Genomic DNA, 22,680 nt, shown 5'->3' on the forward strand with positions numbered 1-22,680 from the left:
TTCGCCGTCAGGTGCTAGGGCGTCACATCACCCTCAGGCGTTAAGTGCCGGATGATTTTCGCCGGTGACCCGCCGACCAAGGTGTCGGGGGGAACATCGTGTGTGACGGTGCTGTTAGCTGCCACCACCGAACGTGCGCCAATGGTCACCCCTTGGCAGATCACCACATGGCCACCAATCCATACATTGTCTTCAACCACAATCGGCTTACAAAAGGTTTCCCAGCGTTCACGGCTGCGATAGTCCAGCGAGTGCGTTGGGGTATAAAACTGTACATTTGGCCCTACCAATACGTGGTTGCCAATGCGGATCTCCGCGTTATCCAGTAGGGTCGCCCCCATGTTGATAAACGTGTGTGAGCCAATGTGGATCGTTTTGCCGAACTCACACAAGAACGGCGGTAAAATGTGGCTATCTTCACCGAAAGAGCCAAGAAGTTGTTCGACTAATTCGCGTGGCGCATCGCCAGGGTGTTGGTTAATGGCGACTTTTAACGGGTAAGCTTTCGCGCGAATGGCTTGAATTTCGGCATCTTCGCCCTCGAAATTTAGCCCATTCATCATTTTTTCAAATTCAGTCATAGCACGATCTCATACTGCATTCACGTGATGAACATTAATCATGTCGTGAGGTTTATCGTTAGTTTTTCAGTCTTTGGCGTGAAGCTGCGTCTCAAACTGCTTCATGTTCCAGCCAATCAACACACGATCCCCCACTTTCAGTACTGGGACTGAGCGCGCACCGGTCTGATTTAACTCCTTGCGGCCATTAGGGGAAGCGACATCCACGCGACGGAACGGATAGCCTTTGGCTGTCATGTAGCGTTCGGCATCTTTGCAATGCGGGCAGTTTTTCTGGGTGAATAGGGTGATACGTTTCATGGGTAAACATCTTTATGTTAGGCGTATTTATTGAGCATAACGGGTTAGCCAGTGGCTAACAGAACCTCACTGTGAGCGGCTTTGATCAGAAATGCAATCGGTACTCTGCATTTTGTGTCATTGCAGGGACACATAGCGCGTGTGTTAGAGATCATTTTATTGCGACATTCGCACACCATTATGATCATTTTTCATGGTAACGATTGTGTTTTTTTATCAATAACTGTCGGAATCTTGTCATAAGTCAAAGTGGGAAAATTCCTACAAAATAAGAGTATGATTTTACGTGTTATTTGTTGAAGGTGAGCGTCGAGTTTCTGACAGGGAATAGTAAAACCGTTGACGGGTGATTTTTGAGTATGTTGGATGCTTTTATGGGGTGTTTTGGCTGTTTGTCGCCTGATTTTTATACTGTTTATTCGCATGTATACTGCCGCTATATAACCCGTTTTTAGGGCTTGAAGTGACGTGCGCATAAAACGCATGAGATGTGTTTCCCATCACTTTGAGTCTATTTCTACATAAATATAACGAAACGCTCAATATGCATAAAAAATTATTACTGACGACGCTAGTCGCGTTAGCTCTTACAGGCTGTAAGGACGAACACAATCACCCTATGGGGCCTGACGTGCCGGTTGTGCCTGAGGCGAATACAGCACCATCCATTTCATCGGTTGCCGAAATTCAACTTCTTGTCGGTAAAACAAAAGAAGTGCAAGTACGTGCCTCTGATAAAGACGGAGATGCGCTACGTTATGCATTGGTGGGTAATCCTGGTTGGGTTTCCATTGACCAAAGCGGTTTGCTAGTCATTTCGCCAAAAGACAAAGATAAAGATGGCGGTAACCACACATTTACCGTGACTGTCTCTGACGGTAAAACCACGTCAAAAGCGAATGTGGTCGTGAAGGTTTCTACATCTATGATTCCCGTGAATCCTGATTTAGTGAACCATGCGCCTGTGATCGCGGCTATTGCTGATGTTTCTATTCTTGGTGGAACAACGGTACAGGTACAAGTTACTGCGACAGACAAAGATGGCGATGTATTAGCGTATTCATTGAATAATCCTCCTCAATGGGCAAGCATTGATGCGCAAGGTGAATTGACTCTAGCGCCAACAACATTGGATACAGGAACTGTAACGTTTGATGTCTCTGTGTCTGACGGCTCATTTGTGAGAACAGCGGCCGTTAAAGTGACAGTCGAACAAGCGATGATCCCAGTCGACCCGGATGCGGTAAACAATGCCCCAGTGATCACCGCGATTCCGGAAGTGACGTTAACCGGTGGTACGACGACAGAACAGCAGGTTACAGCGACGGATAAAGACGGTGATAAATTAACCTATTCACTGCGTAATCAGCCTGATTGGGCAACGATTGATGCGAGTGGAAAACTAAGCCTGAAACCAACGGAAGACCATGTTGGCGATTTTACCTTTATGGTTGTTGTATCTGATGGGTCATTCGAGATAACGGCACCAGTGAGTGTGACGGTATTACCGCCAATGCTGCCTGTATTCCCTATTCAAACTTACGAAGGATCATTCTTGGCCTCCGGTAAGGCGATTAGCGGTGATGTCAGCTGTAATGGTGAAGCACTAAATAACGGCAAGTTCCAAGTTAAGCAAGGCCAGCCATTTACCTGTGATTTTGGTGGGATTGTGTTGGGTGACTTTACCGCGCCGTTCCCAAATTATGACGAAGAGTTTAAAGACGAAATTAGACCGGCTTCGTTTGATCTTAAAGGTCAGAAAGGCGATAACGCAGCTAAAGTACTGTCAAGCATTAGCAGTTGTGACGATGAAAAAGCCATTTGTTTGGATACGTTTAATGAGCTAGATGTTACCGATATCTACATGCAGCTAGATGATAACTCTGCGGTTGAGCAATTCCTGAAGGCGAAAGAAGAAGAAGCAACAGATGAAGTCGGTAAAGCACCAAGTTCACATGTTGATAGCAGCATTGTGCCTGCGGTTTCTGGTGGCAGTAATGATCTGAACAGTGGTTTTGTATCTTCTGCGGCGGAAGAGAGCCTAGCGTATAAGCCAAGTGCAGAGTCAAAAGTGTTAACGGTCAGCGTGCTGACAGATGCCAACGGTACTCCGTTAAGTGGGATCAGTTACTTCTCATCGAATGCGGTGGGTGTGACGAATGCTGACGGTGAATTTGAATACCTATGGGGCGATAAAATTGCCTTCGGTATCGATACATTTGATTTCGGTAGCGTTACGGGCAATAAGATTGACTATAAACTGACAGACGTTACCGATAACCCTGTCACGAAGGCAAACATTCAAGCCTTATTGCAGCGTTACGGTACACAGACAGGCAGTGCATTGGCGATCAGTGACAAAGTGAAGAATACTTTTTCACTGTACCCTAACGTCATCAATGAATTGATCAACCTGAATTTACCAAACGGCGGTAAGTTGGAAGGGACAGAGTTCTTATTACCGGATGAGTTTGAGGCTCAATTTGATCAGGGATTAACGGCTATCATTGATGCCGAACTGGCCCCGCTAGCTACCCGCCTACGTGCTGCACAGAGTGTATTCAGCATGAATGATACGGGCTACGTGACACAGTCTTTGAATGCAATTTTTAAGGGCGTGACCAGTTTCCATGTCTTTAATGATAACAGTAGTTTCTACGGCGCAACGGGTTATACACGTGGTATGCGTGCATTAAACATGTCTAACGATGCGTTTCCTCTCATGATGCCGCGAGCGGATATCAACCGTGAATTGCCATTTGGCGAAAAGCAAGCATGGACACGTGAAGGCAAGCCATATTTAGCAATGTTCCCTGGCATCGAGATGACGGAGATCCCGACGGTTTCCAAAGACAATGCAACGTATGGTTTCCCATTTGTAACAGCGGGTCTTTTGGGCAAAGGTAAGGTTGTCTTCATGGGCAACAGTATGTACCCAAGCATCTTGTCGTGCCCTGAAAACTATTGGGCAAATGAACATTTGCGCATTAATAGCGATGTCACGGAATGTACGACGACATCTGATTTGTCAGGTGATGCACGTAACGATAAAGGAAGCATGAAGCGCTTCTTTGATAATATGTTTGCGTGGTTTGCGCCTCAAATGGCTGACGGAACGTTTGCTGTTGCGACAAATATTGAGAAGGCGGCTGCCTCTCATAGCAATATCTCTCACGGTCGCCAGTATGATTTCTTTATCAGTCCTGAATACGAATTCCATCAGGTCAGAACGTTAAGTAAAGGGGGTTTTACCGGTATTTCACCGACAGACACGCCAATCTTGATCTTGCAGGCATACACCCCGAAAACACTGGGTGATGGTATGTCCGTGCGTTATATCGCTGATTTGGACAATCCAGCCCTGACACAAGACGATATTACGGCATTGATTCAGTACATCAATGAAGGCGGTAACGTCTTGTTCATGGATGCGATCGATGGGGCAACGAATCCTGAGCCAATTGGTCGTTTAGCGGATGCGGTGGGTGTCTCATTGGGTGGCAGTAATGTCACGCCAACAAATCAGGCGTTCTGTGGGTCTTCTTACTATTGCCAGACCATGTACCCGAACCTGCATGTGAACAGTCAGTACGATTTGGTGGTGTTGGAGCGCTTCCCAGATGTGAACGGTAAACCACCATTTACAGTGGTTGCTGGCGAAGATGGAAAAGGGATTGTTCAGTGGGCCCCCCCTGTGGACATGCCTGATCTGGAAATTCCAAAATATGAATGGCCGCGTGTGGATGCAGAACGTAATCCGGTTCTCGATAATAATGGTCAGCAGATTATTGATAGTAAATATGCGCATCACTTTGTAAAAAGTGAAACGGATAAGCTAGCAAAAATCAAAGAGCTTCAAGCTGCATTCCCTGGAACACCGGTGTGTACGCACAGTTATGAGTACGAATTTAACTGTATCGAAGTTCGTAAAGGTGACGGTGTCGTTGTTCGTGGTAACTACTGGCGTGCTGATTTTGACCGTTATGAAATGAGCCCAGATGTGGTCACCAGCATGGTGAAAGCCGCTAACCTTGGTACAAACGTCACAGCATTGCTGGAGCATGAGATTTATTACCGCACCAAAGGTAAGCAAGGTACGCGACTATCAACCGTTGAACTGAACCAGACGTATGACAACCTGTCTGTTTGGCTATGGAACGACAACGAGTACTATTACAACTCAGCACAGCCACAAGATGAGCTGGGATTTGAAACGGTTGTGAATATGCTCAACTGTTACACCAATAACGAGCATAAAGGTGGAACAGAGTGTCCGGTTGATTTGCGAAATACGTTAGTCGCGAATGGTATGATCCATGGTGAAGGAGAGCTGGTGGGGCAAATGAACCCAAGCTACCCGTTGAACTACATGGAAAAACCGCTGACACGTATCATGTTGGGCCGTTCGTTCTGGGATCATGAAATTGTGGTGGATACCACAAAGTATCCGGGTCAAAGTGCTGGTGTAGGTACATCTGGTTCGGCTGCCATTGAAACAGCTGGCAATGCAGTTACGTTCTCTGCTGGCAATAACCAGTCAACCGGCCTTTGGGCGCCACAACTACAAGAAGTGACCGTCACAGGTGGTGTGAGAGCGACGATCACAGTCATGATGGCTGATGACCTGACCGGTAAGCCGCAGCATGAAACCCGTTTGAACCGCCCGCCGCGTATGCAGATGAGCTTTGCTCATGATGGTCGTTCTACTTCGTTCAAAGTGCCATATGGCGGCTTGATCACAGTGAAGCCACATGCAGTGGCAGAAGGTGATAACTCGCAAGTGACGTTCAACTTCACTGGTGTTGAGCGTGCAGCATGGTGGAAAGATGGGGCGTGGATCCATTCACCGACAGAAGCGACAGCGCCGATTGCTGAGGTAGATACGGGTACGTTTATTTATACCACTGCGATCAACAACGTGAGAACGGCTGATTTGGCTAAGTTCAGCCAAGAAATGAATCGCTTTGCGGATGCGGCGAGTGATTTTTATGGGCGTGATGAAGTCACAGCAAGTGGTTCACACCGTCGCTTTACTTACGAGGAATTGAAAGCGTTCCGTCACCGTTTCGTGAACGATGTACAGATATCTATCGGTGCTGCGCACTCTGGTTATCCGGTGATGAACAGTTCGTTTAATGCAAATGGCACTACGATTCCAACCAATGCGTTGAATGATTGGTTGCTATGGCATGAAGTGGGTCATAACTTGGCGGCAGCACCATTCAGTGTCGCTGGTTCAACCGAAGTAACGAACAATATCCTTGCCCTGTATATGCAGGAATTGGCTGGTCGTTATGGTGATGCAGAGACTGTACCGGAAATGGATCGTATCAAAATTGATATCCAGAAAGCACCGTTTTGGCTAAGCAGCAATAATGGCCATGCGTGGGCACACGGTGATGCGGGTCTACGTTTGGTGATGTTTGGTCAGTTGAAAGTGTGGGCAGAAACCCACTTCAAGATTGATGACTGGTATAAAGCTGTCGATAAGAAGCCCACCATGTACAGTGCTGATGAAGGTTGGAACATGTTCAAACTGATGCACCGTAAAGCGCGTGGTGATAAGCAAGGTGATACGGGCATCAACTACTGCTCTTCTTCAGAAACAGGTCTATCTGATGGTGATTTGTTGATGGTGTGTGCTTCGCATGTATCGGGTTATGATTTACGAGACTTTTTTGCACAATGGAACGTCGGAGAGTCTAGCTCTACCAGTGCTGAAGGCGTAAAGACATACATGGGAGGAGTTGTAAATAGTGGGCATGGATTCGATATGCTTAATAGCATGAGACTACCAAAACCTGACTCTGGTCCTGAGACTGTTGATAGCCTATATTGGCAGTCAAAATAAGGCTTAAGATCAATTAGATATTAAACGGGTTTCTTTGGAAACCCGTTTTTTTATAAAAACCAAAAAACGGCATACCTAAGCATGCCATTTACGATCGTTAATTACTCGTCGCCAGTGCCTTACATTGCTGGTGGGGCGCAGCGTTCGGCTGGGGCTACCACACCGCACGGTGGAGGCGGAGCCAGTTCTTCCCATGGGCCAAATTTATCCCCAGGCTCATTGTTCAGTGTCCACCATTTCGCTTGGTAAATCATGCCATAGTACAAAACGGAATCTCCAGCTTGATAGACTTGGGTTGGTGACCATTCGTTATCAAACCAAGGGAGTTCTTTTTCCCATGCGCCATAAGGGTTACCCGGTTCTTCATCTTTGGTCCACCACTTCGCTACGTAGATCTCGCCGTTGAATGAGACGACATCGCCTTTTACATATACTTTGCTAGCGAGCCACGCATCAGGCCCAGTCGGGAGATCATTATCAAGATTACCGATGCCGTAGTTCATTGCGTTAAGCAAATCGCCGTTGTCTTGGCCGTATTCCCATGAGAAGACCCCGGCCAGCTTATTGCTAACGGCAAAACGGGCTTTGTTCTCCACATCCTTCGGGTGGTCAAACCCCACAAGTGCCCCGTCGCTTTCCCGCCATGCATAGTGACAGTCACAGCTTGGGTCGTAGCGCACGTCAAAGCCATCAATCCCGACGCCATCTGGTCCGATGATGTCTGCGACTAAACGCGAGTAAGTGGCGACACCCGCTTCATCCCACGGCTGTACCGGTTTCGGGAACTTACCGGTTGCCGTGCCACCTAATGGCGTGCCGAGGTTGCTTGGTGTGACACCATCCCATCCTCGTGCATATTTCGCCATCCCTAACACCAGTTTGTCAGCAGGCATGCCAATGTTTAGCATGTTTTGTACGGCAACTGCACCGCCATAACCGTAGCCATTAGCGAGGTTCGCTTCATGGGGCTGCAGCGAGGTGTGGTGACCTACGTTGTCCATTGACCAACCGCCGTAGAAGTCATAGGTCATCAGGAAGATGAGATCCATGGCGGGTTCAGCCCGTTTGTAATCGACTTTATTTACATAGCTCTCTGCCGTCGCAATGGCTGAGGTGACTAAATAGTCACGGCCGGTTTCTTTTGACAGCGCATCTAACCCCGCACGTAGGTCGATCATTAAGTCGGCGTAGGCATCACCTTCTGCGGTGTCACGCGGCCACTCCCAGTCAATATCGATCCCATCGAAGCTCGGGTTGTGTTTCACGTACTCCACGACGGCGTTCACGAAGAATTGGCGGTTTTCTGGATTCATGGCCATCGGCGCAAACGGCCCTTCACCGCCCCAGCCACCGACGGACGGTAAGACTTTCACGTGTGGATATTTGACCTTGAGTTCGGCAAATTTAGCCGCAAAGGTTTTATCGATAGAGGTCGCGTTCTCAGCCAGTGTGTAATCCGGTTTGTCGGCACAGATCTGTGCCATGCTAGGGCGCTCATTGGGGCCACAAATATCTAAGAAGGCGTATAGAATGTGAGTAAGGTTATCGCCATTGACGTTATCAATATTGTCTGGATTGCCCCAGTTTGCAATATAAGTCGCGACGACTTTGCCACTGGTTTGCTCATAATTGCCGTGCTGACCAGTGAAGTAGTCATGCAATAACGGTGGCATGGCGTTGGCGGTGCTTGCGCCAATACCGACAGTGAGCAGTAAGGGTAGCGCCGCGGCAAGGGTGGTTTTTTTTAATGAGGGTAGAGGGTTGTTCACTTTCAGCTCCTTTGATTTAAAAGTAACCATCAAGGTATAAAAGGGTGAAAAATGATTCTCAAGACGTGTTATGGCAGAGGGAGGGAATTGTGCGAGCCACCTTTATAATAACCATGACAATGCTATTGATATTACCTGAAACAGTGATCGACATCGGTGGGGAATAGAAGTCGACTGTATCGTGATAATCTATAAATAAAATGGTTTGCTGTCTGTTTTATATAAAAAAGGGATGCAACAGCATCCCTTAGTTAAAAATAAATACGTGAATCAGTATTTATTAGCTACAAGGCACTTCATCCCAGAACCAGTTGCTCGCGGTTGGAGACTCCCAAACACCAGGGTTGTTCTTCGCAACGAAGCACTTGCCACCGTTAGTGACCATGTCACCGTTGCTGACTTTAGTTTGGCCAGCAACCCACTCAGTCACACCTACAGGTGGCTCAGGGTCTACCGGTGGATCAACTGGTGGCTCTGGATCAACCGGTGGATCGATTGGCGGCTCAGGGTCTACTGGTGGATCGATCGGTGGCTCAGGATCGACCGGTGGATCGATTGGTGGCTCAGGATCGACCGGTGGATCGATTGGTGGGGTTGTGCCACCGATTTGTTTCCATGGGCCCGCTTTTGTTGGGTCGTCACCTTGTGTCCACCACTTGGCTTCGTAGTTCGCGCCTTTGTGGCTCACTTTATCGCCACCGGTGTACACTTTAGTGGCTTCCCATGCAGGGAAGTCGCCTGGTTCAGGGTCAGGATCAGGGTTTGGACCAGGGCCAGGGCCCGGACCTGGATCGATTGGGCCGTCGATCACGCGCACGTCAGGCCAGCTGATTTGTGCGTCGTATACGTCAGTGACACACTTTTCGTAATCGCCTTTAGCAAGGGCAGAGTAAGCGGTTTGGTAACCGACTAGCTTACACTCAAACGACACGCCGCCAGGACGATCAGAGTGGTATTTGTAGTCTGCTTCCCAGTTGGTGTACAGCACATCGGTTGCGCCGTTTAGGTTCAAGCTCCCGTATGGCAGCTGCTGCCAACAGGTATTGACTTCGTCGGCTTCCACAGGAATTTGGTAGTGATTCTGTAAACCTTCCCAGTAACGGATACGGTTAACAGGTTGACCTTTGTCTTTATTCTGCTCACCACACTCAATACCGCCGTTGATCACGTTGATCGTGGTACCGAAGCCGTAACCAATGCCCGCATCTTTCTCACGCTGAGACGGTGTCCAAGTACGGTCGATAACGTGCAGCATCGCCGGTTTTGGTGCCTGCGGGGTGAGGAAGAACCAAATAGCAGAAGCAAGGTTCAACCAAGAGTCCGCAACAAGGGCAGGATTATTCAGTAGGACGGTGGCATCACCGGCGTACATAGCTTCAGAGAACGCGCCGTAGTTAAAGTGGTAAGAAAGCTGTTTTGCACCACGACCGAAGTAACCCTGCCCGTCGGCACATGGCCATTTACGGTTTTGCCAATCGTTACCACCACAACCTGTGGTGTAACCTGGTTGGCCTTCTGCCCAACCCATTTCACGTACGTGAACCAACGCCTGCTGCCACTCTTCTAGGCCTTCAGGGTTGTCCCATGTATTGTCGATAGCAATGTGGCCACCGGTTTCTTGCGCAAAGTGCGCAAACGCCGTGATGATGGATTTTTTACAAATCGCATCCGAATCACGGCCGTCAGTGTAATCGCCACAGAACGCAGGGAATTTACCAATCGCACGTAGGAAACGGGTGTAGGTGTATTCTGGCGCGGCCATGCCGGTTAAGAAATCCCACTCTGTTTCAGGGAAAACTTTTTCAGCACGAATAACGTTCACTGGGTTAGAAGCAAGACCAGGCAGGATCGCTTCTACCTTAGCATTGTCTAGGGTTTCCAATGCCTTCGCCCAAACGGCGTACATTGGGTCATTGGTTTTGGCTTTTTCTGCCGCTTCAATGTCTGCGCGAGGAATCACGAAACCGCCTGGATTTTCCGGGTCAGGTTGAATGTTCATCGCAAAGCTGCTTGTCGCAAGCGTACAGCCCACGAGTACAGCTAAATGTTTCATTTTCAACATGTAAATATTCCTTTAAAAAAGTGCATGTCGTTTTTGTGCTATTCCCTTGGGCCGAGTTATCAACCTGTATGATCGCTTGCGGGTCTATATGCCTTCTGCCCAATCATGCGTAACGCCAAACATAACGCCTTGGATGAATGGGGCGGAAGTGAACCAACATGCATACAAAGGTCCGAGTCCGTTTTTTCATAGCACAGGTAGTACGTAACTCTCTCAATATATAACAAGGCTTAATTCGCCATGCACTTGATTGTCTTGGTTTTAACGTCTGGATTTTAAGGTAAATTAGGTGTTTAGTTTTGTCTGTTTGTGTGATCTTGCTTCACTGTGGTGACTTTAACTGAAAAACAATCGTTGTGAGTGGTGTGTTTTGTGTGCGGCTTTTTTACGTCAAAATGTATAAGTGCGAGCGACGTCTTTTTGTTGTTGATAGATGAAAGCAACGAACATGAAAATTTGAAAAGAGACTCACGAGCCGATATTGAGATGAAGAGACGGGCGTAAAAACGGTGAAAATAACAGTGTTAACGGGGTCACATTCACGGCGGAAGCGAACTGTGAAGTGACGCAATAATTTCCAGACAGGGACGGGCGTTATAGTAAAAATGGTCTACGCGATTGGCATGTCAGCGCATAAAAAGAAGAGGGGAGAAAACCGCTAACTGATGGTTCAAAAGAGACGGGTTATGATTGTGAGGGATAAGTCGGCGCAGAAACAACAAGGCCCACACAGGGTGAGCCTTGTTCATGACGCTTATTCAGATCATGCTTAGATGAAAGCAAGCAGTGGTGAGATACACAGCAAGATACCGGTAGCGATGATCAAATTCGTCGCCATACCTTTGTACTGGTGCAGTTCAGGTACTTTGTGTACTAGGTAAGCCGGAATCAAACAACCCACCATACCGAACACTGGGCTACAGATAGACGTGAATGACAGAATAGGGGCATTCAGTGCAATCGCAGACCAAGCCAGTAGGATGATGAAGGCCACCACGCCTTTGCTTACCAAGTCTTCATTGATCTCTTCTGCTTTGTATTTACGCTGAAGTAGGTTCATTGCCAAGCCTTTACACGCTTCACGGAAGGCTAGGAATACCCCGAAGAACGACGTCACAACCGCGAAGATGTTGATCACGATACCCGTTACCGTCGCCCAGCTGCCCGCGTAGTAGTGTGCAATGATGGCCAGTGCAGACACGTTACGGTTCATTGCGTCTACCGCTTGCTCTTGGCTAATCGCGAACGTAAAGGAAACCGCGAAGAAGAACACCACCACAAACAGGATAGAGAACGCCACTTTCATTGCACGGTTGGCTTTGTAGCGTGCAACTTCAATCGATGTCTCGTGTGAGCGGTAAGAAATGACCATTGGGCTGAGAGATTGAATAAACAGAATAGACGTCAGCGTAAAGGGTAGCGTGATAATGGCATCTTTCAGCATTGGCAGGAAGCTGCCCACTTCAGGGATGTTCGCCATGTCCCAACGGCCGACAAGCAGCAAGCCCATGACCGCAACCAGCGACAGCACCGTTACCGCCATAAAGCCAGACAGTTTAAACAGCAGTTTCTCGCCTTTGCTGCCAATGAAAGACAACACACAGATCAAGGCCAGGCCGTAGAACATGTTTTCATTCAAGTGGCCTTCCGTCACACCGAACGAATGCAAGTATGAAGAACTGTCGTTGGTGACCGCCAGTGAGTACACCAGTACCCAAATAACCAGCATGATGAAGTACAGCACGCCCAGTGCGACACCCCAGTTTTTACCTAAGTAACCCGAAATGATCGCCGGGTAGTCTTTACATTCTTTTGATTCCGCCAAAGTGTTAATAAACAGCTTTTGGAATAAGTACATTGCCGGATAGCCAATCACGGAAGAGAGCAAGAACACCCACAGGCCCATGATACCCACTTGAACAGGAAGGAATACGATACCGGCACCAATGGCCATACCGATACTCATCACGATCCAGCCCACATCCACATTGTCGAACTTAATTGCTTTTTTCCATTCCGTCTCAGACATGCCGGCTTTGACGTGAGGGGGTACATTTTTTGGTGAACCATTAATGGCGTCTGTATGCATGCTCATAGCTGCTCCGTGTAGGGTTATATTCCCCAATTGGCCTTTTTTGTAGTGCGACAAAGGAATTGGAGACGTTTTATCATTATTTTCTTCGCAGGCATATTAGTGCGATCAAGAAGGGAAAAGCTTTCTAAGTTTCCTGTAAAACAGGGAATAATGAGGAACTTTTTGCTTAATTTGGGGGAATGCAGAAATGAAATTCTCCACTTTGATTTTTGTCATTTTTGAAATGATAATCCTAAGATCTAGCTCAAACTTAGAATAAAAAATCAGTTACTTGGCGTAATGACAATGATCACACAATAGTAAAAACATCCGCTTTGTGCGCTGAGAAACAGACAGAGAGAAGAAAACAGCATAAGCACTATTTTGCCTTGCTATCTTCTCTGTAGTTTGGAAGCTCACCGAATGTGATCCCGTTAACCTTTTGCTGTTTTAGCGGCGAGAGACGCGAAAAAGCGATCTCTTTTCAAGGCATTGATCCTGATAATGGGCGAATTAATCAGTGTACGTGGCATTAGCACGTTGTTAGGACAGACACAGTGAAAACAGAAAAAGAAAAAATGTTGGCGGGCGAGATGTATGAAACATGGGATGCAACGTTGACGCAGGATCGCCAACAAGCGAAGAAATTGTGCTTTGCGTTAAACCAGACCTGCCCGACAGATAAACCGGCACGTCAGGCTATTATTAATCAGTTACTGCAACAAGACACCGATGCGTGGATTGAGTCACCATTTAATTGCGATTTTGGTTATAACCTGAAAGTGGGTAAGGGGTTTTATGCCAACCACGGTTGCACCATTCTTGATTGTGCCCCGGTAACGATTGGTGATAACTGCCTGTTGGCACCGAGTGTGGTGATTGCGACACCGGGGCACCCGTTGGATCCGATTGCGCGTACAACGGGGATGGAGTTTGCTCATGCCATTACTATTGGCCATAACGTTTGGTTGGGTGCCAATGTGACCGTGTGTCCGGGCGTGACGATTGGCGACAATGTGGTGGTGGGTGCGGGCAGCGTGGTGGTGAAAGATCTGCCTGCCAATACCGTGTGCGTGGGTTCGCCTGCTGTGCCGATTCGCACCATTGCGGTAGATGAAGACAAAGAAGCACTGTCGTCCTGTTTATAATTGGCCATGACAGGACCAATCGATAGAGTTCGCTTATCTTGGCTCGCCAGCGTGAGGATCACTACGGGGATAGAAACGCTGGCGATACTGCTCTGGGGTACAGGCGGCATGGCGTTTGAATAAGGCAATAAACGGTGAGGCTTGGTGATACCCCAAGGTTAGCGCGATTTCTTTCACTGACGAGCCTTTACGCAGCAAATGCAGCGAATACAAAAATTTACGTCGCTGTCGCCATTCGGTAAAGCTCATCCCCAATTTATCCTGACAGTGGCGCGCCAAGGTGCGCTCTGTCGTGTGCAACTCCTCGGCCCACGCCTTCAGTGATTTGTCACTGGTGGGATGATTATCCATGGCCTGCAAAATCGGCTTGAGCAACTTGTCATTACTGGATGGCAAAAACTGTTCGTGTTCTTTGGCTTGGTAGACCTGATCTAACAGCACGTTAGCTAATCGCTTATCTTGTTCTGTTTCCGGCACGGCAATGCAACGGGCCTTGAAGTCGTTGATGATGGCTTCCATGATCGGGCTGACTTCGAGCAAGCAGGTGTAGTCCGGTAAAGGCTTGGCCAGCGCATCGATAATGTTCATGGAGCAATAATTGAGGCTACGGCGAATGTAGCTTTCGTGCCGCACCCCCGCGGGCACCCAGACTGCGTATTGCGACGGTGATAAAAAACGCTTCTTTTCTGCTTTTAGTTCTAATATCCCGCCATTGATGACCTGTAATTGCCCCCACGGATGACTGTGATTAGGCGTGGTGGTATTGGGTAAAAAGACCTCGTGACCAAAAAAGATCTCACTCGGCGGATTATCATTATCAAACAGCGGTTGGTAGCGCGTGTTCATCGCAGAATTTTTATCACAGCTTTTCATGGCATCGTTTAGCACTTTGGCAGGTATGTAAATACGGTAATGGGCAGGGTAGGTATTGGCAAGCAATAATGCGGAACCTGCGAGGTTATTATGTCTATTTTTCATTCCATTAGGTGAAAAAGAGTATTAATTCGGGGTGCTGGGTGGATCTCTCGCCAGATGTATGGGAACGTTATGCTTCAATACTGAGAGATGTATTAACGGTGCCGACATCGACAGTCGGTGCCGTTAAGCGGTAAAGAAGGGATAAAGTGTGAAAGAGGTAATGATTGTCATCAACTTTCTGATGGCACATAAAGTGATATTAAGCCTATTGTTTATGGCGTTCGTGCTACTGCTGCGGCGTGTGGCCTTGTCACAGATACGCGGTGATGTGGCGTTTATCTCTGAACATCAGCGTAAATGGATGTCACGTACCAAAAATGGCACGTTTGGCCTTATCGTGATCACCCTGTTTATTCTCTGGCAATCGGAGATCAGTGAATTTGCGCTGTCATTAACGGCCATTGCGGTGGCGATTGTGGTGGCGTCGAAAGAAATCATCCTCTGCTTTACCGGGTCGATACAGCGCGCCAGTGCACGCTCGTTTCGTATCGGTGACTGGATCGAAGTGGGCAAAGTGTGCGGTGAAGTGATCGAGCACAACATGATGGCCACGGTGATTCAGGAAATCGACCTTTACCACGGCCAATACCATTTCACCGGTAAAACCGTGACGTTGCCCAACAGCATGTTCTTCACCTATCCGGTTAAAAACCTCAATTTCATGAAGCGGTATGTCTACCACAGCTTCTCGATCACCGTCAGGGATTTTGTGAACCTGTTCTTGATCGTGCCAGAAATGATTGAGCAAATCGAAGGACATTGTGAAGAGTTTATTGATGTCGCCCGTCGTTATAACAGCGTGATTGAAAAACATGCAGGTGTGGATTTACCCGGTTCTGAGCCCCATGTGCACATTTCGACGACCCCGACCGGAGAGCAGCTAGTGCATGTGATGTTGTTCTGTCCAACGGAAATGGCCACCCATTTAGAACAGCGTATTCGTGAAGATTTCATGCAGATTTACCATGAAACATTCACCGATAATAAACTCGACACCAGCATGCCGGCCGTGCCTTACAGGTAAGGGTACCATCAACAGATGTTCTTTAATGGCGGTTAAGCCGCAAATTGGTCGATAGCCGCCTGTAGCCGTTCAAAGAACAATCCCGCATGAAAACCATCGCAAGTCGCGTGATGGAATTGCACACTCACGGGCAGTTGAAGCTGCCCATTCATATCTTGATATTTCCCTACCGTTACAAACGGGATCATGTAGTTACCGTCACCGTACACGTTATAGCTGATGCTGGTAAACGCGACCCATGGCAGGGTGGTGATCGCAAAAATATTGGCAGRCAATGGCGCTTGCGGGTAGAGCGTCGTGGTCGTGACATAGTGCGCGGTATCTTGCTGCATGTGAGAGGAGAAAGCGGCGAAATCGGATGTAAACGGTGTCATGACATGCGTAAAGCGTTCTTCATCTTGCGTTGGGATGGTATACAGCGGATGCAGGGTATCCCAGTAGCCTAATGTGCCTTCGGCATTCACTTCGGTACGAAAATTGGGGTGACTGTTAATAACCTGACTGATGCAAAATGTCATTAATGTAGAGAATGGCACCTGTTGCTGATGGCTGTAGGCCTTGAGTGCTGTGACCGTGATGTTAGCGGCAATATCAAAGGTGCATTTACGCGCGGTGGAAAACAGTTCAAAGGTCTCTTTTCGTGACCATGTATCGTAATCAATTGGAATAAAAACAGGCTGTTGCATGGTTATTGTCATACCCTTTCAAAGAAAAATCACGGCTGATAATACGTGGTTAGAAAAACAATGCTGTACTGTGGTTCACACATTTTTGCTATCCGGCATATTATTGAAAGAACGTTTGTTCAATGACCGACGAAAGGTATAGGTATGGCATATTACTCCATTATTAGTGTGACACCGACCTCCCATGATTGGATGACCGATTATGTGGAAAATGCCAATAAAGCCGTGGCGAAATACGGCGGTAAATATTTGGCCCGTACCCGTAGTTTTGATCGCTTAGAAGGGGAAGGAGAGAATGCAGTGTTACAGGTGATCATTGAATGGCCATCGAAAGCGGCGGCGTTAGACTTCATGGCCGATCCCGATTATTCCCCGTACCTGCAAGCACGCACAGAAGGTTCCGACAGCCATCATTTTTTAGTGGAAGGGAAAGACGATAATGCGTAACGTTGATATTCGATGAACGAAGGGGAATATCGCCAGACAGGGTTAAACAAGGCGTTGCGCCATTTTATCGGGATCAATTTTTGCCGATAACACCCCCTTAGTGCTATCCTTCGTGCCAGTTTTAGTGTGATGTCTGGAAGTGAAATGAATTTTAATCGTATTGTCTGTTTTGACCTCGAAATGTGCTGTTGGAATGATGGCCGAGAGTCAAGAACCGGAGAGATCATTGAGATTGGTGTGGCAGAACTTGATCTGACAAACGGTGAAATTGTCCGACGTGCACAGCATTTTGTGAAACCTGAGCATGACGAGGTCTCCCCATTTTGTACGGAGCTGACAGGCATTAAACCAGAAGTGATCGAGAAAAATGGCAAGCCGTTGGAAGTGATCCTTAAATCGATTGAGCAGAAGTTTGGCGGCCGTCATAAGATTTATGCCGCGTGGGGCCGTGATGATCTGATCTTACGCAAAGAATGCAAAGCGAAAGGGCTAAATGTTCCTTTCAATGAATACTTAAACATGGCGACTTTGTTCCGTTTGCAGCGTCATGTGCCAAACCGCCGTTGTGGACAACGTGCCGCAATGGAAATTGCGGGTGTTGAATGGAAAGGGCGTCAGCATTCGGGCTATGACGATGCGTATAACCTCGCACGCCTTGCCAAAACTATGTTCATCCCAGAATAACGTACCTACCAAAATCCATTTTCTTGCTTGCCTTTGTTTCCTCTATAAAAGGCAAGCGGCCTTCATGCCTTAGCTCCGTTATATTTCCTTCGTTATTTAGAACGCCTTTTTTTCGTCCCATTTACCTGCTTTTACTCTGCCTACTCAAAACACGCCCCTTGCATGCAATAAAAGTGTTTCAAATTGTTACTTAATTATGGAAGGCATGTACACAGTTCTGTGTCTCACGCATTGACATACGCATAAGGCTCACTAGTATGGCGCGATAAAAATATTATTATGCATTTGGTTGGCTATGTATTTCACAACATGTCGTATTCCGGTACGCACTCGGGATAACAAGGAAGCCTTTCCTTGTGAGGAAAAATTAAATGAGTATCGCAATAAAGCAGAGCTGAAACGCTGGTGGAACGTCCCGTTTATTGATGAACTGTGTTACGAAGAATCGGGTGTCATTGGGGTGTATGTGCTCGACAGTTTTTCTTGGGATGGCCCAAGGCAAATTTCGACCCATGACGGGTTCGATGAAGCGGTGAATGCGGTGCACTTTTATATTGATCATTCGCCAGTATGGCGTCGGATTGATGAACCTTATTATCCGTTAGCGAAAGTGGATCATCTGATTGATCACTATGCGAGTATGATCGGTAGCAGCAAAAAACCGAGCCCAAGTGAGGTGTTTGAAAATCTGTTCTATTGGTTACCTGCTGCCGAGTCACTTGGTGTTGAAGCGACGGTGTAGCATTATCCTCTGCGTGGTGTTACGAGTATAAAACAATCGTTTTCCTGTGAGGTGCATCACTCTTTCCCAATAAGAAAGAGTGGTGAGAGAACATCGTTGTGATTTATTTTTGCATTATTTATCAATTGTTTAAGTTGGTTGGTTGACGTACTTAAAAGCGGCTAAGCGCTGCGCGAGCCGACCTATCAACAGCCTGTGTCTGACCATAGCGTTATGATGTCTTTTTAGAGATATTTATTTCTAATCTGACGTGTAACAATATGTGCTCGATGAGTCCTTCATCACGAGTATTTTATAAAAGGCACACCATGTTTTATCTATTTCCTTTACTGACCGTGATCATCTGGTCAGGGAATGCCATCGTCAATAAGTTGTCCGTCAGCGTGATTGATCCTGGCGCCATTTCCTTTTACCGCTGGTTTTTCGCCATGGTGGTATTAACGCCGTTTGTCTTGCCGTCGGTCTGGCGTAACCGTGACATCATTAAACCGTATCTGACCAAATTGGCGTTTTTAGCGCTACTCGGCATGGTGCTTAACCAATCGTTAGGCTACTTTGCGGCGGCCACCACCACGGCGACCAACATGGCGTTGATTGTGTCGTTGGTGCCGTTGATCAGCATGTTCATGAGTGTGCCGTTGTTGGGACAACGCATGCGCATTGTCGGTGTTGTGGGCGCGGTGCTGTCATTGGCTGGTTTGGTGCTGATGCTCAGCAAAGGCAATATCATGAATTTGGCGCAGCAGGGCATTTCACAAGGTGATGGTTTGGTGCTGCTGGCGGCGTTTGTTTATGCCTTGTATTGTGTGCTGCTTAAGCGTTGGAAAATGCCGCTAACAAACTGGCAATCGGTGTACGTGCAGGGGGTGCTGGCTGTGACTATGCTGACACCGATGCTGCTGAGCAGTGAGCGCATGGCGATTACCGGTGAATCGCTCCCATTGATCATGTATGCCGCGATCCCAGCATCGGTGATTGCACCTTGGTGCTGGATGAAAGGCATTGAAGTACTGGGCGCCGATCGTACGGCGATGTTCATGAACTTAATGCCCGTATTAACGGCGATCATCGCGAGTGTTGCGCTGGGCGAACAACTTGCCCAGTACCATTATGTCGGTGGCATGATGGTACTGACAGGGGTCGTATTGGCGCAGCGAAAACCAAAAGTACCAGCACCCGTCTCAGTGTCTGCGGAGACGCAAGGCGAAACAGTAGTCGACAGTGTATCGCCTGCGGTGAATGAAATGAAAGCGTCATCGTGATGGTGGGCTAACCCGTTTACGGTACTCAAGAATAAAAAGCATAACGGCAGCCGAAAGGTTGCCGTTTTTGTTTGTCCGGCATAATGCGATGGTGTTGTTATAAAGTTGTCAATATGCGTGAAGGTGACTATTTTTCTGTGTATGTGGTTAATTTTACACCACGAACAGGGAGGGGTTATGAACAGTCCCGGACAACGATTTAAACACGCGCTCGCCACCCATCATCCGTTACAGATTGTGGGAGCCGTTAATGCCTACTGCGCCATGATGGCTGAGCAAATCGGTCATCAGGCTTTATATGTATCGGGCGCAGGGGTCGCAAATGCGTCGTATGGTTTGCCGGATCTTGGTATGACGGCACTATCGGATGTGTTGGTCGATGTGCGGCGTATTACATCGGCGTCAACCTTGCCGGTATTGGTCGATATTGATACCGGGTTTGGCGGGGCATTGAATATTGCACGCACTATCAAGGAAATGGAACGCTGCGGCGTTGCAGCGGTGCACATTGAAGATCAAATTGATCAAAAACGCTGTGGCCACCGCCCGAATAAAGCCATTGTTTCCCTCTCAGAAATGGTCGGTCGCATCAAAGCTGCGGTTAACGCCCGTACCGACCCCGATTTTGTCATTATGGCGCGGACGGATGCTCTGGCTGTCGAAGGTATGGAGGCTGCCATTGCGCGGGCATGTGCTTATGTCGAAGCTGGCGCTGACATGATTTTTCCTGAAGCGATCTATACGTTGACGCAATACCAACAGTTCGCCCGTGCGGTCAATGTCCCCGTGCTGGCCAACATTACCGAGTTTGGTCAAACCCCGTTATTTTCCACCGCCGAGCTCGCTGATCACGGTGTCGACATGGTGCTGTATCCGTTGTCAGCGTTTCGTGCCATGAACCAAGCCGCCCTTAATGTGTATACCCACGTATTACAAGATGGTCATCAGCGCCAAGTGGTGGATACCATGCAAACCCGCGAGGCGTTATATCAGTATTTGGGGTATCACGCGTATGAGCAGGGAGTTGATACGGGAACAATAACCGCATCCAATGAGATTAACGCTAATGCCATGGACACGGATGCACCATCACCGCGAAAAGGAAGGTCAGAATGAACCAGAATGTGGACAGGAATGATCGCCCCGATCCCGATACCCTATTGGTGGCTATCGCAGATTATGTTGTTAACACCGATATTGATTCCCCTCTTGCCTTTGAAACTGCCCGCTATTGCCTGATGGATACCTTGGGCTGCGGGATGTTGGCATTGCGTTTTCCCGAATGCTGTAAACATCTTGGGCCGGTGGTGCCCGGCACAACGGTGATGAATGGTGCACGCGTGCCCGGTACCGCGTATGAGTTGGATCCTATCGCCGCCGCATTCAATATAGGTTGCATGATCCGCTGGTTAGATTTCAACGATACCTGGCTCGCCGCAGAATGGGGCCATCCTTCAGATAATCTGGGAGCGATTTTGGCAACGGCAGATTACTTGAGCCGCGTTGCAGTGGCACAAGGAAAGCCCCCCTTGTGCATGCGTGATGTGTTCACTGCCATGATTAAGGCCCATGAAATTCAAGGCGTGCTGGCACTGAGCAACAGCTTTAATCGGGTGGGGTTGGATCATGTCTTGCTGGTGCGCGTCGCTTCAACGGCGGTGACCACTCACATGCTGGGGGGGGATCGTGATCAAATCGTAGCGGCGCTATCACAAGCGTGGGCAGATGGTGGCGCATTACGGACATATCGGCATGCGCCCAATACGGGTTCGCGAAAATCGTGGGCAGCAGGGGATGCAACGTCACGTGCCGTGCGATTGGCGATGATAACCATGAAAGGGGAAATGGGATTACCGTCGGTGTTAACGGCACCGACATGGGGCTTTCAAGATGTGCTTTTTCAGGGAGACAAACTGACGTTACCGCAGTCGCTAGGCAGTTACGTGATGGAGAATGTGTTGTTTAAAATTGCCTATCCCGCCGAGTTTCATGCCCAAACCGCGGTGGAATGTGCCGTCGCCTTACATTCGACCATTATTGATCGGCTGGAGGATATTGCGCGAATAGAGGTGACGACCCATGAGTCAGCGATTCGGATCATCTCGAAGGTTGGGGCATTAGCGAACCCCGCCGATCGGGATCATTGCTTGCAGTACATGATTGCGATTGGTCTATTGTACGGCGATCTCACGGCCGACCATTATGAAGATTGTTGCCATCAGACTGATGCCAGAATTGATCAGTTACGGGATAAAATGGTGATTAAAGAAGCGGCGCAGTACAGTGCAGACTATTTGGATCCTAATAAACGGGCAATAGCCAATGCGGTGCAGGTGTTTTTTACCGATGGGAGTGCCAGCGATAACGTTGAGGTCTTGTATCCAATCGGTCATCGTCGTCGCCGTGATGAGGGCATGCCGTTACTTGTTCATAAGTTTGAGCAAAATGTGCAAACGCGGTTTCCTGTTGCACGGTGTCAGGCTATTTTGAATGTTTGCAGTGATCAAGAGAGACTCGAAACGATGCCTGTGGATGCTTTTATGGCACTGTGGGTCATGAGCTAGGTGTTTGGTATCTGGTGTTTGGTAGTTAGGTGTTTTACGCATGTATGCAAGGGGAGGAGTTGCTGTAGGGTTGGCCATGGTAATAAACAGGCGTAATCTATCCACGCTGAAACTAAAAAAGCCGCTAAGCGGCTTTCTTGTAGTTTTGCAAAAATGAATCTTTCGCTTTACTTAATACAGATTGCGTCTGTGTTTTTAGTCGTTTTCTGACTAGCTTCGCGTCCTGACTCATTGTCCTGTCCCTAACTCAACCTAGAATATACCCTTAGAGTATAATTTTGTGGGCATATATTGCCTTTTATATAAGCTTGCACCGAAGCTTGGCGTGAAATATAACGAATCGTGTCAAAATATAAAATGGCTAGTGTGATGCATAGGAGCGAAAAAGCTCGCTTATGTGATCGCTGTCATTCTATTGGGTGTGTTTTTATCAATTTTGACACAAATATTATGCATTCTGTTTATTATTTTGATGGCGGTGATATATAAATCTTGCATAATTTTGTAG

16 protein-coding genes are annotated in these 22,680 nt (G+C 47.9%); 9 read left to right on the top strand and 7 right to left on the bottom strand.

Annotation, left to right across the window (positions count from 1 at the left end):
• Positions 1-14: 14 nt before the first annotated feature.
• Complete coding sequence (locus L4C36_RS07835) at positions 15-581, bottom strand: sugar O-acetyltransferase (protein WP_428477242.1); 567 nt, start codon at positions 579-581, stop codon at positions 15-17.
• Between the two features lie 66 nt (positions 582-647).
• Positions 648-881: a glutaredoxin family protein gene (locus L4C36_RS07840; protein ID WP_428477243.1), complete on the bottom strand. Its 234-nt coding sequence runs from the start codon at positions 879-881 to the stop codon at positions 648-650.
• Between the two features lie 544 nt (positions 882-1,425).
• On the opposite strand from L4C36_RS07840, the gene L4C36_RS07845 reads away from it, so the two are divergent.
• Complete coding sequence (locus L4C36_RS07845) at positions 1,426-6,732, top strand: SslE/AcfD family lipoprotein zinc metalloprotease (protein ID WP_428477244.1); 5,307 nt, start codon at positions 1,426-1,428, stop codon at positions 6,730-6,732.
• A 119-nt stretch (positions 6,733-6,851) separates the two neighbouring features.
• Here the strand turns inward: L4C36_RS07845 and L4C36_RS07850 are convergent, their stop codons facing one another.
• The 3 genes from L4C36_RS07850 to L4C36_RS07860 all read right to left on the bottom strand — a co-directional run bounded on the left by L4C36_RS07850 (position 6,852) and on the right by L4C36_RS07860 (position 12,652).
• Positions 6,852-8,501: a glycosyl hydrolase family 18 protein gene (locus L4C36_RS07850; RefSeq protein ID WP_428477245.1), complete on the bottom strand. Its 1,650-nt coding sequence runs from the start codon at positions 8,499-8,501 to the stop codon at positions 6,852-6,854.
• Between the two features lie 280 nt (positions 8,502-8,781).
• On the bottom strand, positions 8,782-10,563 hold the full coding sequence (locus tag L4C36_RS07855; RefSeq protein ID WP_428477246.1) for a chitinase: 1,782 nt from the start codon (positions 10,561-10,563) through the stop codon (positions 8,782-8,784).
• Positions 10,564-11,332: 769 nt separating this feature from the next.
• Positions 11,333-12,652, bottom strand: coding sequence for an SLC5/6 family protein (locus tag L4C36_RS07860; RefSeq protein ID WP_428477257.1), 1,320 nt, complete (start codon positions 12,650-12,652; stop codon positions 11,333-11,335).
• Between the two features lie 542 nt (positions 12,653-13,194).
• Here L4C36_RS07860 and L4C36_RS07865 point away from each other — a divergent pair.
• Positions 13,195-13,785 carry a sugar O-acetyltransferase gene (locus L4C36_RS07865; protein WP_428477247.1) on the top strand — a complete coding sequence of 197 codons (591 nt, stop codon included), beginning with the start codon at positions 13,195-13,197 and terminating at the stop codon, positions 13,783-13,785.
• Between the two features lie 33 nt (positions 13,786-13,818).
• Here the strand turns inward: L4C36_RS07865 and L4C36_RS07870 are convergent, their stop codons facing one another.
• The gene (locus L4C36_RS07870) at positions 13,819-14,631 is read right to left on the bottom strand and encodes an AraC family transcriptional regulator (RefSeq protein ID WP_428477258.1); all 813 of its coding nucleotides are present in this window, start codon (positions 14,629-14,631) and stop codon (positions 13,819-13,821) included.
• Between the two features lie 292 nt (positions 14,632-14,923).
• Between L4C36_RS07870 and L4C36_RS07875 the strand changes: the two genes are divergently transcribed.
• A complete protein-coding gene (locus L4C36_RS07875) occupies positions 14,924-15,787 on the top strand; it encodes a mechanosensitive ion channel family protein (RefSeq protein ID WP_428477259.1) in 864 nt (287 codons plus the stop codon).
• Positions 15,788-15,819: 32 nt separating this feature from the next.
• On the opposite strand, the gene L4C36_RS07880 is transcribed toward L4C36_RS07875, so the two are convergent.
• On the bottom strand, positions 15,820-16,485 hold the full coding sequence (locus L4C36_RS07880) for a CatA-like O-acetyltransferase (RefSeq protein WP_428477248.1): 666 nt from the start codon (positions 16,483-16,485) through the stop codon (positions 15,820-15,822).
• Between the two features lie 132 nt (positions 16,486-16,617).
• Between L4C36_RS07880 and L4C36_RS07885 the strand changes: the two genes are divergently transcribed.
• The 6 genes from L4C36_RS07885 to L4C36_RS07910 all read left to right on the top strand — a co-directional run bounded on the left by L4C36_RS07885 (position 16,618) and on the right by L4C36_RS07910 (position 22,172).
• Positions 16,618-16,920 carry a DUF1330 domain-containing protein gene (locus tag L4C36_RS07885; protein ID WP_428477249.1) on the top strand — a complete coding sequence of 101 codons (303 nt, stop codon included), beginning with the start codon at positions 16,618-16,620 and terminating at the stop codon, positions 16,918-16,920.
• Between the two features lie 144 nt (positions 16,921-17,064).
• Positions 17,065-17,604: a 3'-5' exonuclease gene (locus tag L4C36_RS07890; RefSeq protein WP_428477250.1), complete on the top strand. Its 540-nt coding sequence runs from the start codon at positions 17,065-17,067 to the stop codon at positions 17,602-17,604.
• Between the two features lie 295 nt (positions 17,605-17,899).
• Positions 17,900-18,346 carry a hypothetical protein gene (locus L4C36_RS07895; RefSeq protein ID WP_428477251.1) on the top strand — a complete coding sequence of 149 codons (447 nt, stop codon included), beginning with the start codon at positions 17,900-17,902 and terminating at the stop codon, positions 18,344-18,346.
• Between the two features lie 308 nt (positions 18,347-18,654).
• Positions 18,655-19,608 carry a DMT family transporter gene (locus L4C36_RS07900; protein WP_428477252.1) on the top strand — a complete coding sequence of 318 codons (954 nt, stop codon included), beginning with the start codon at positions 18,655-18,657 and terminating at the stop codon, positions 19,606-19,608.
• A gap of 177 nt (positions 19,609-19,785) precedes the next feature.
• The gene (gene prpB / locus L4C36_RS07905; RefSeq protein WP_428477253.1) at positions 19,786-20,724 is read left to right on the top strand and encodes a methylisocitrate lyase; all 939 of its coding nucleotides are present in this window, start codon (positions 19,786-19,788) and stop codon (positions 20,722-20,724) included.
• Complete coding sequence (locus L4C36_RS07910) at positions 20,721-22,172, top strand: bifunctional 2-methylcitrate dehydratase/aconitate hydratase (protein WP_428477254.1); 1,452 nt, start codon at positions 20,721-20,723, stop codon at positions 22,170-22,172. The genes prpB and L4C36_RS07910 overlap by 4 nt, the downstream gene beginning before the upstream one ends.
• Positions 22,173-22,680: the final 508 nt, after the last annotated feature.

This window comes from Photobacterium japonica (assembly GCF_050337005.1).
GTDB lineage: Bacteria > Pseudomonadota > Gammaproteobacteria > Enterobacterales > Vibrionaceae > Photobacterium > Photobacterium japonica.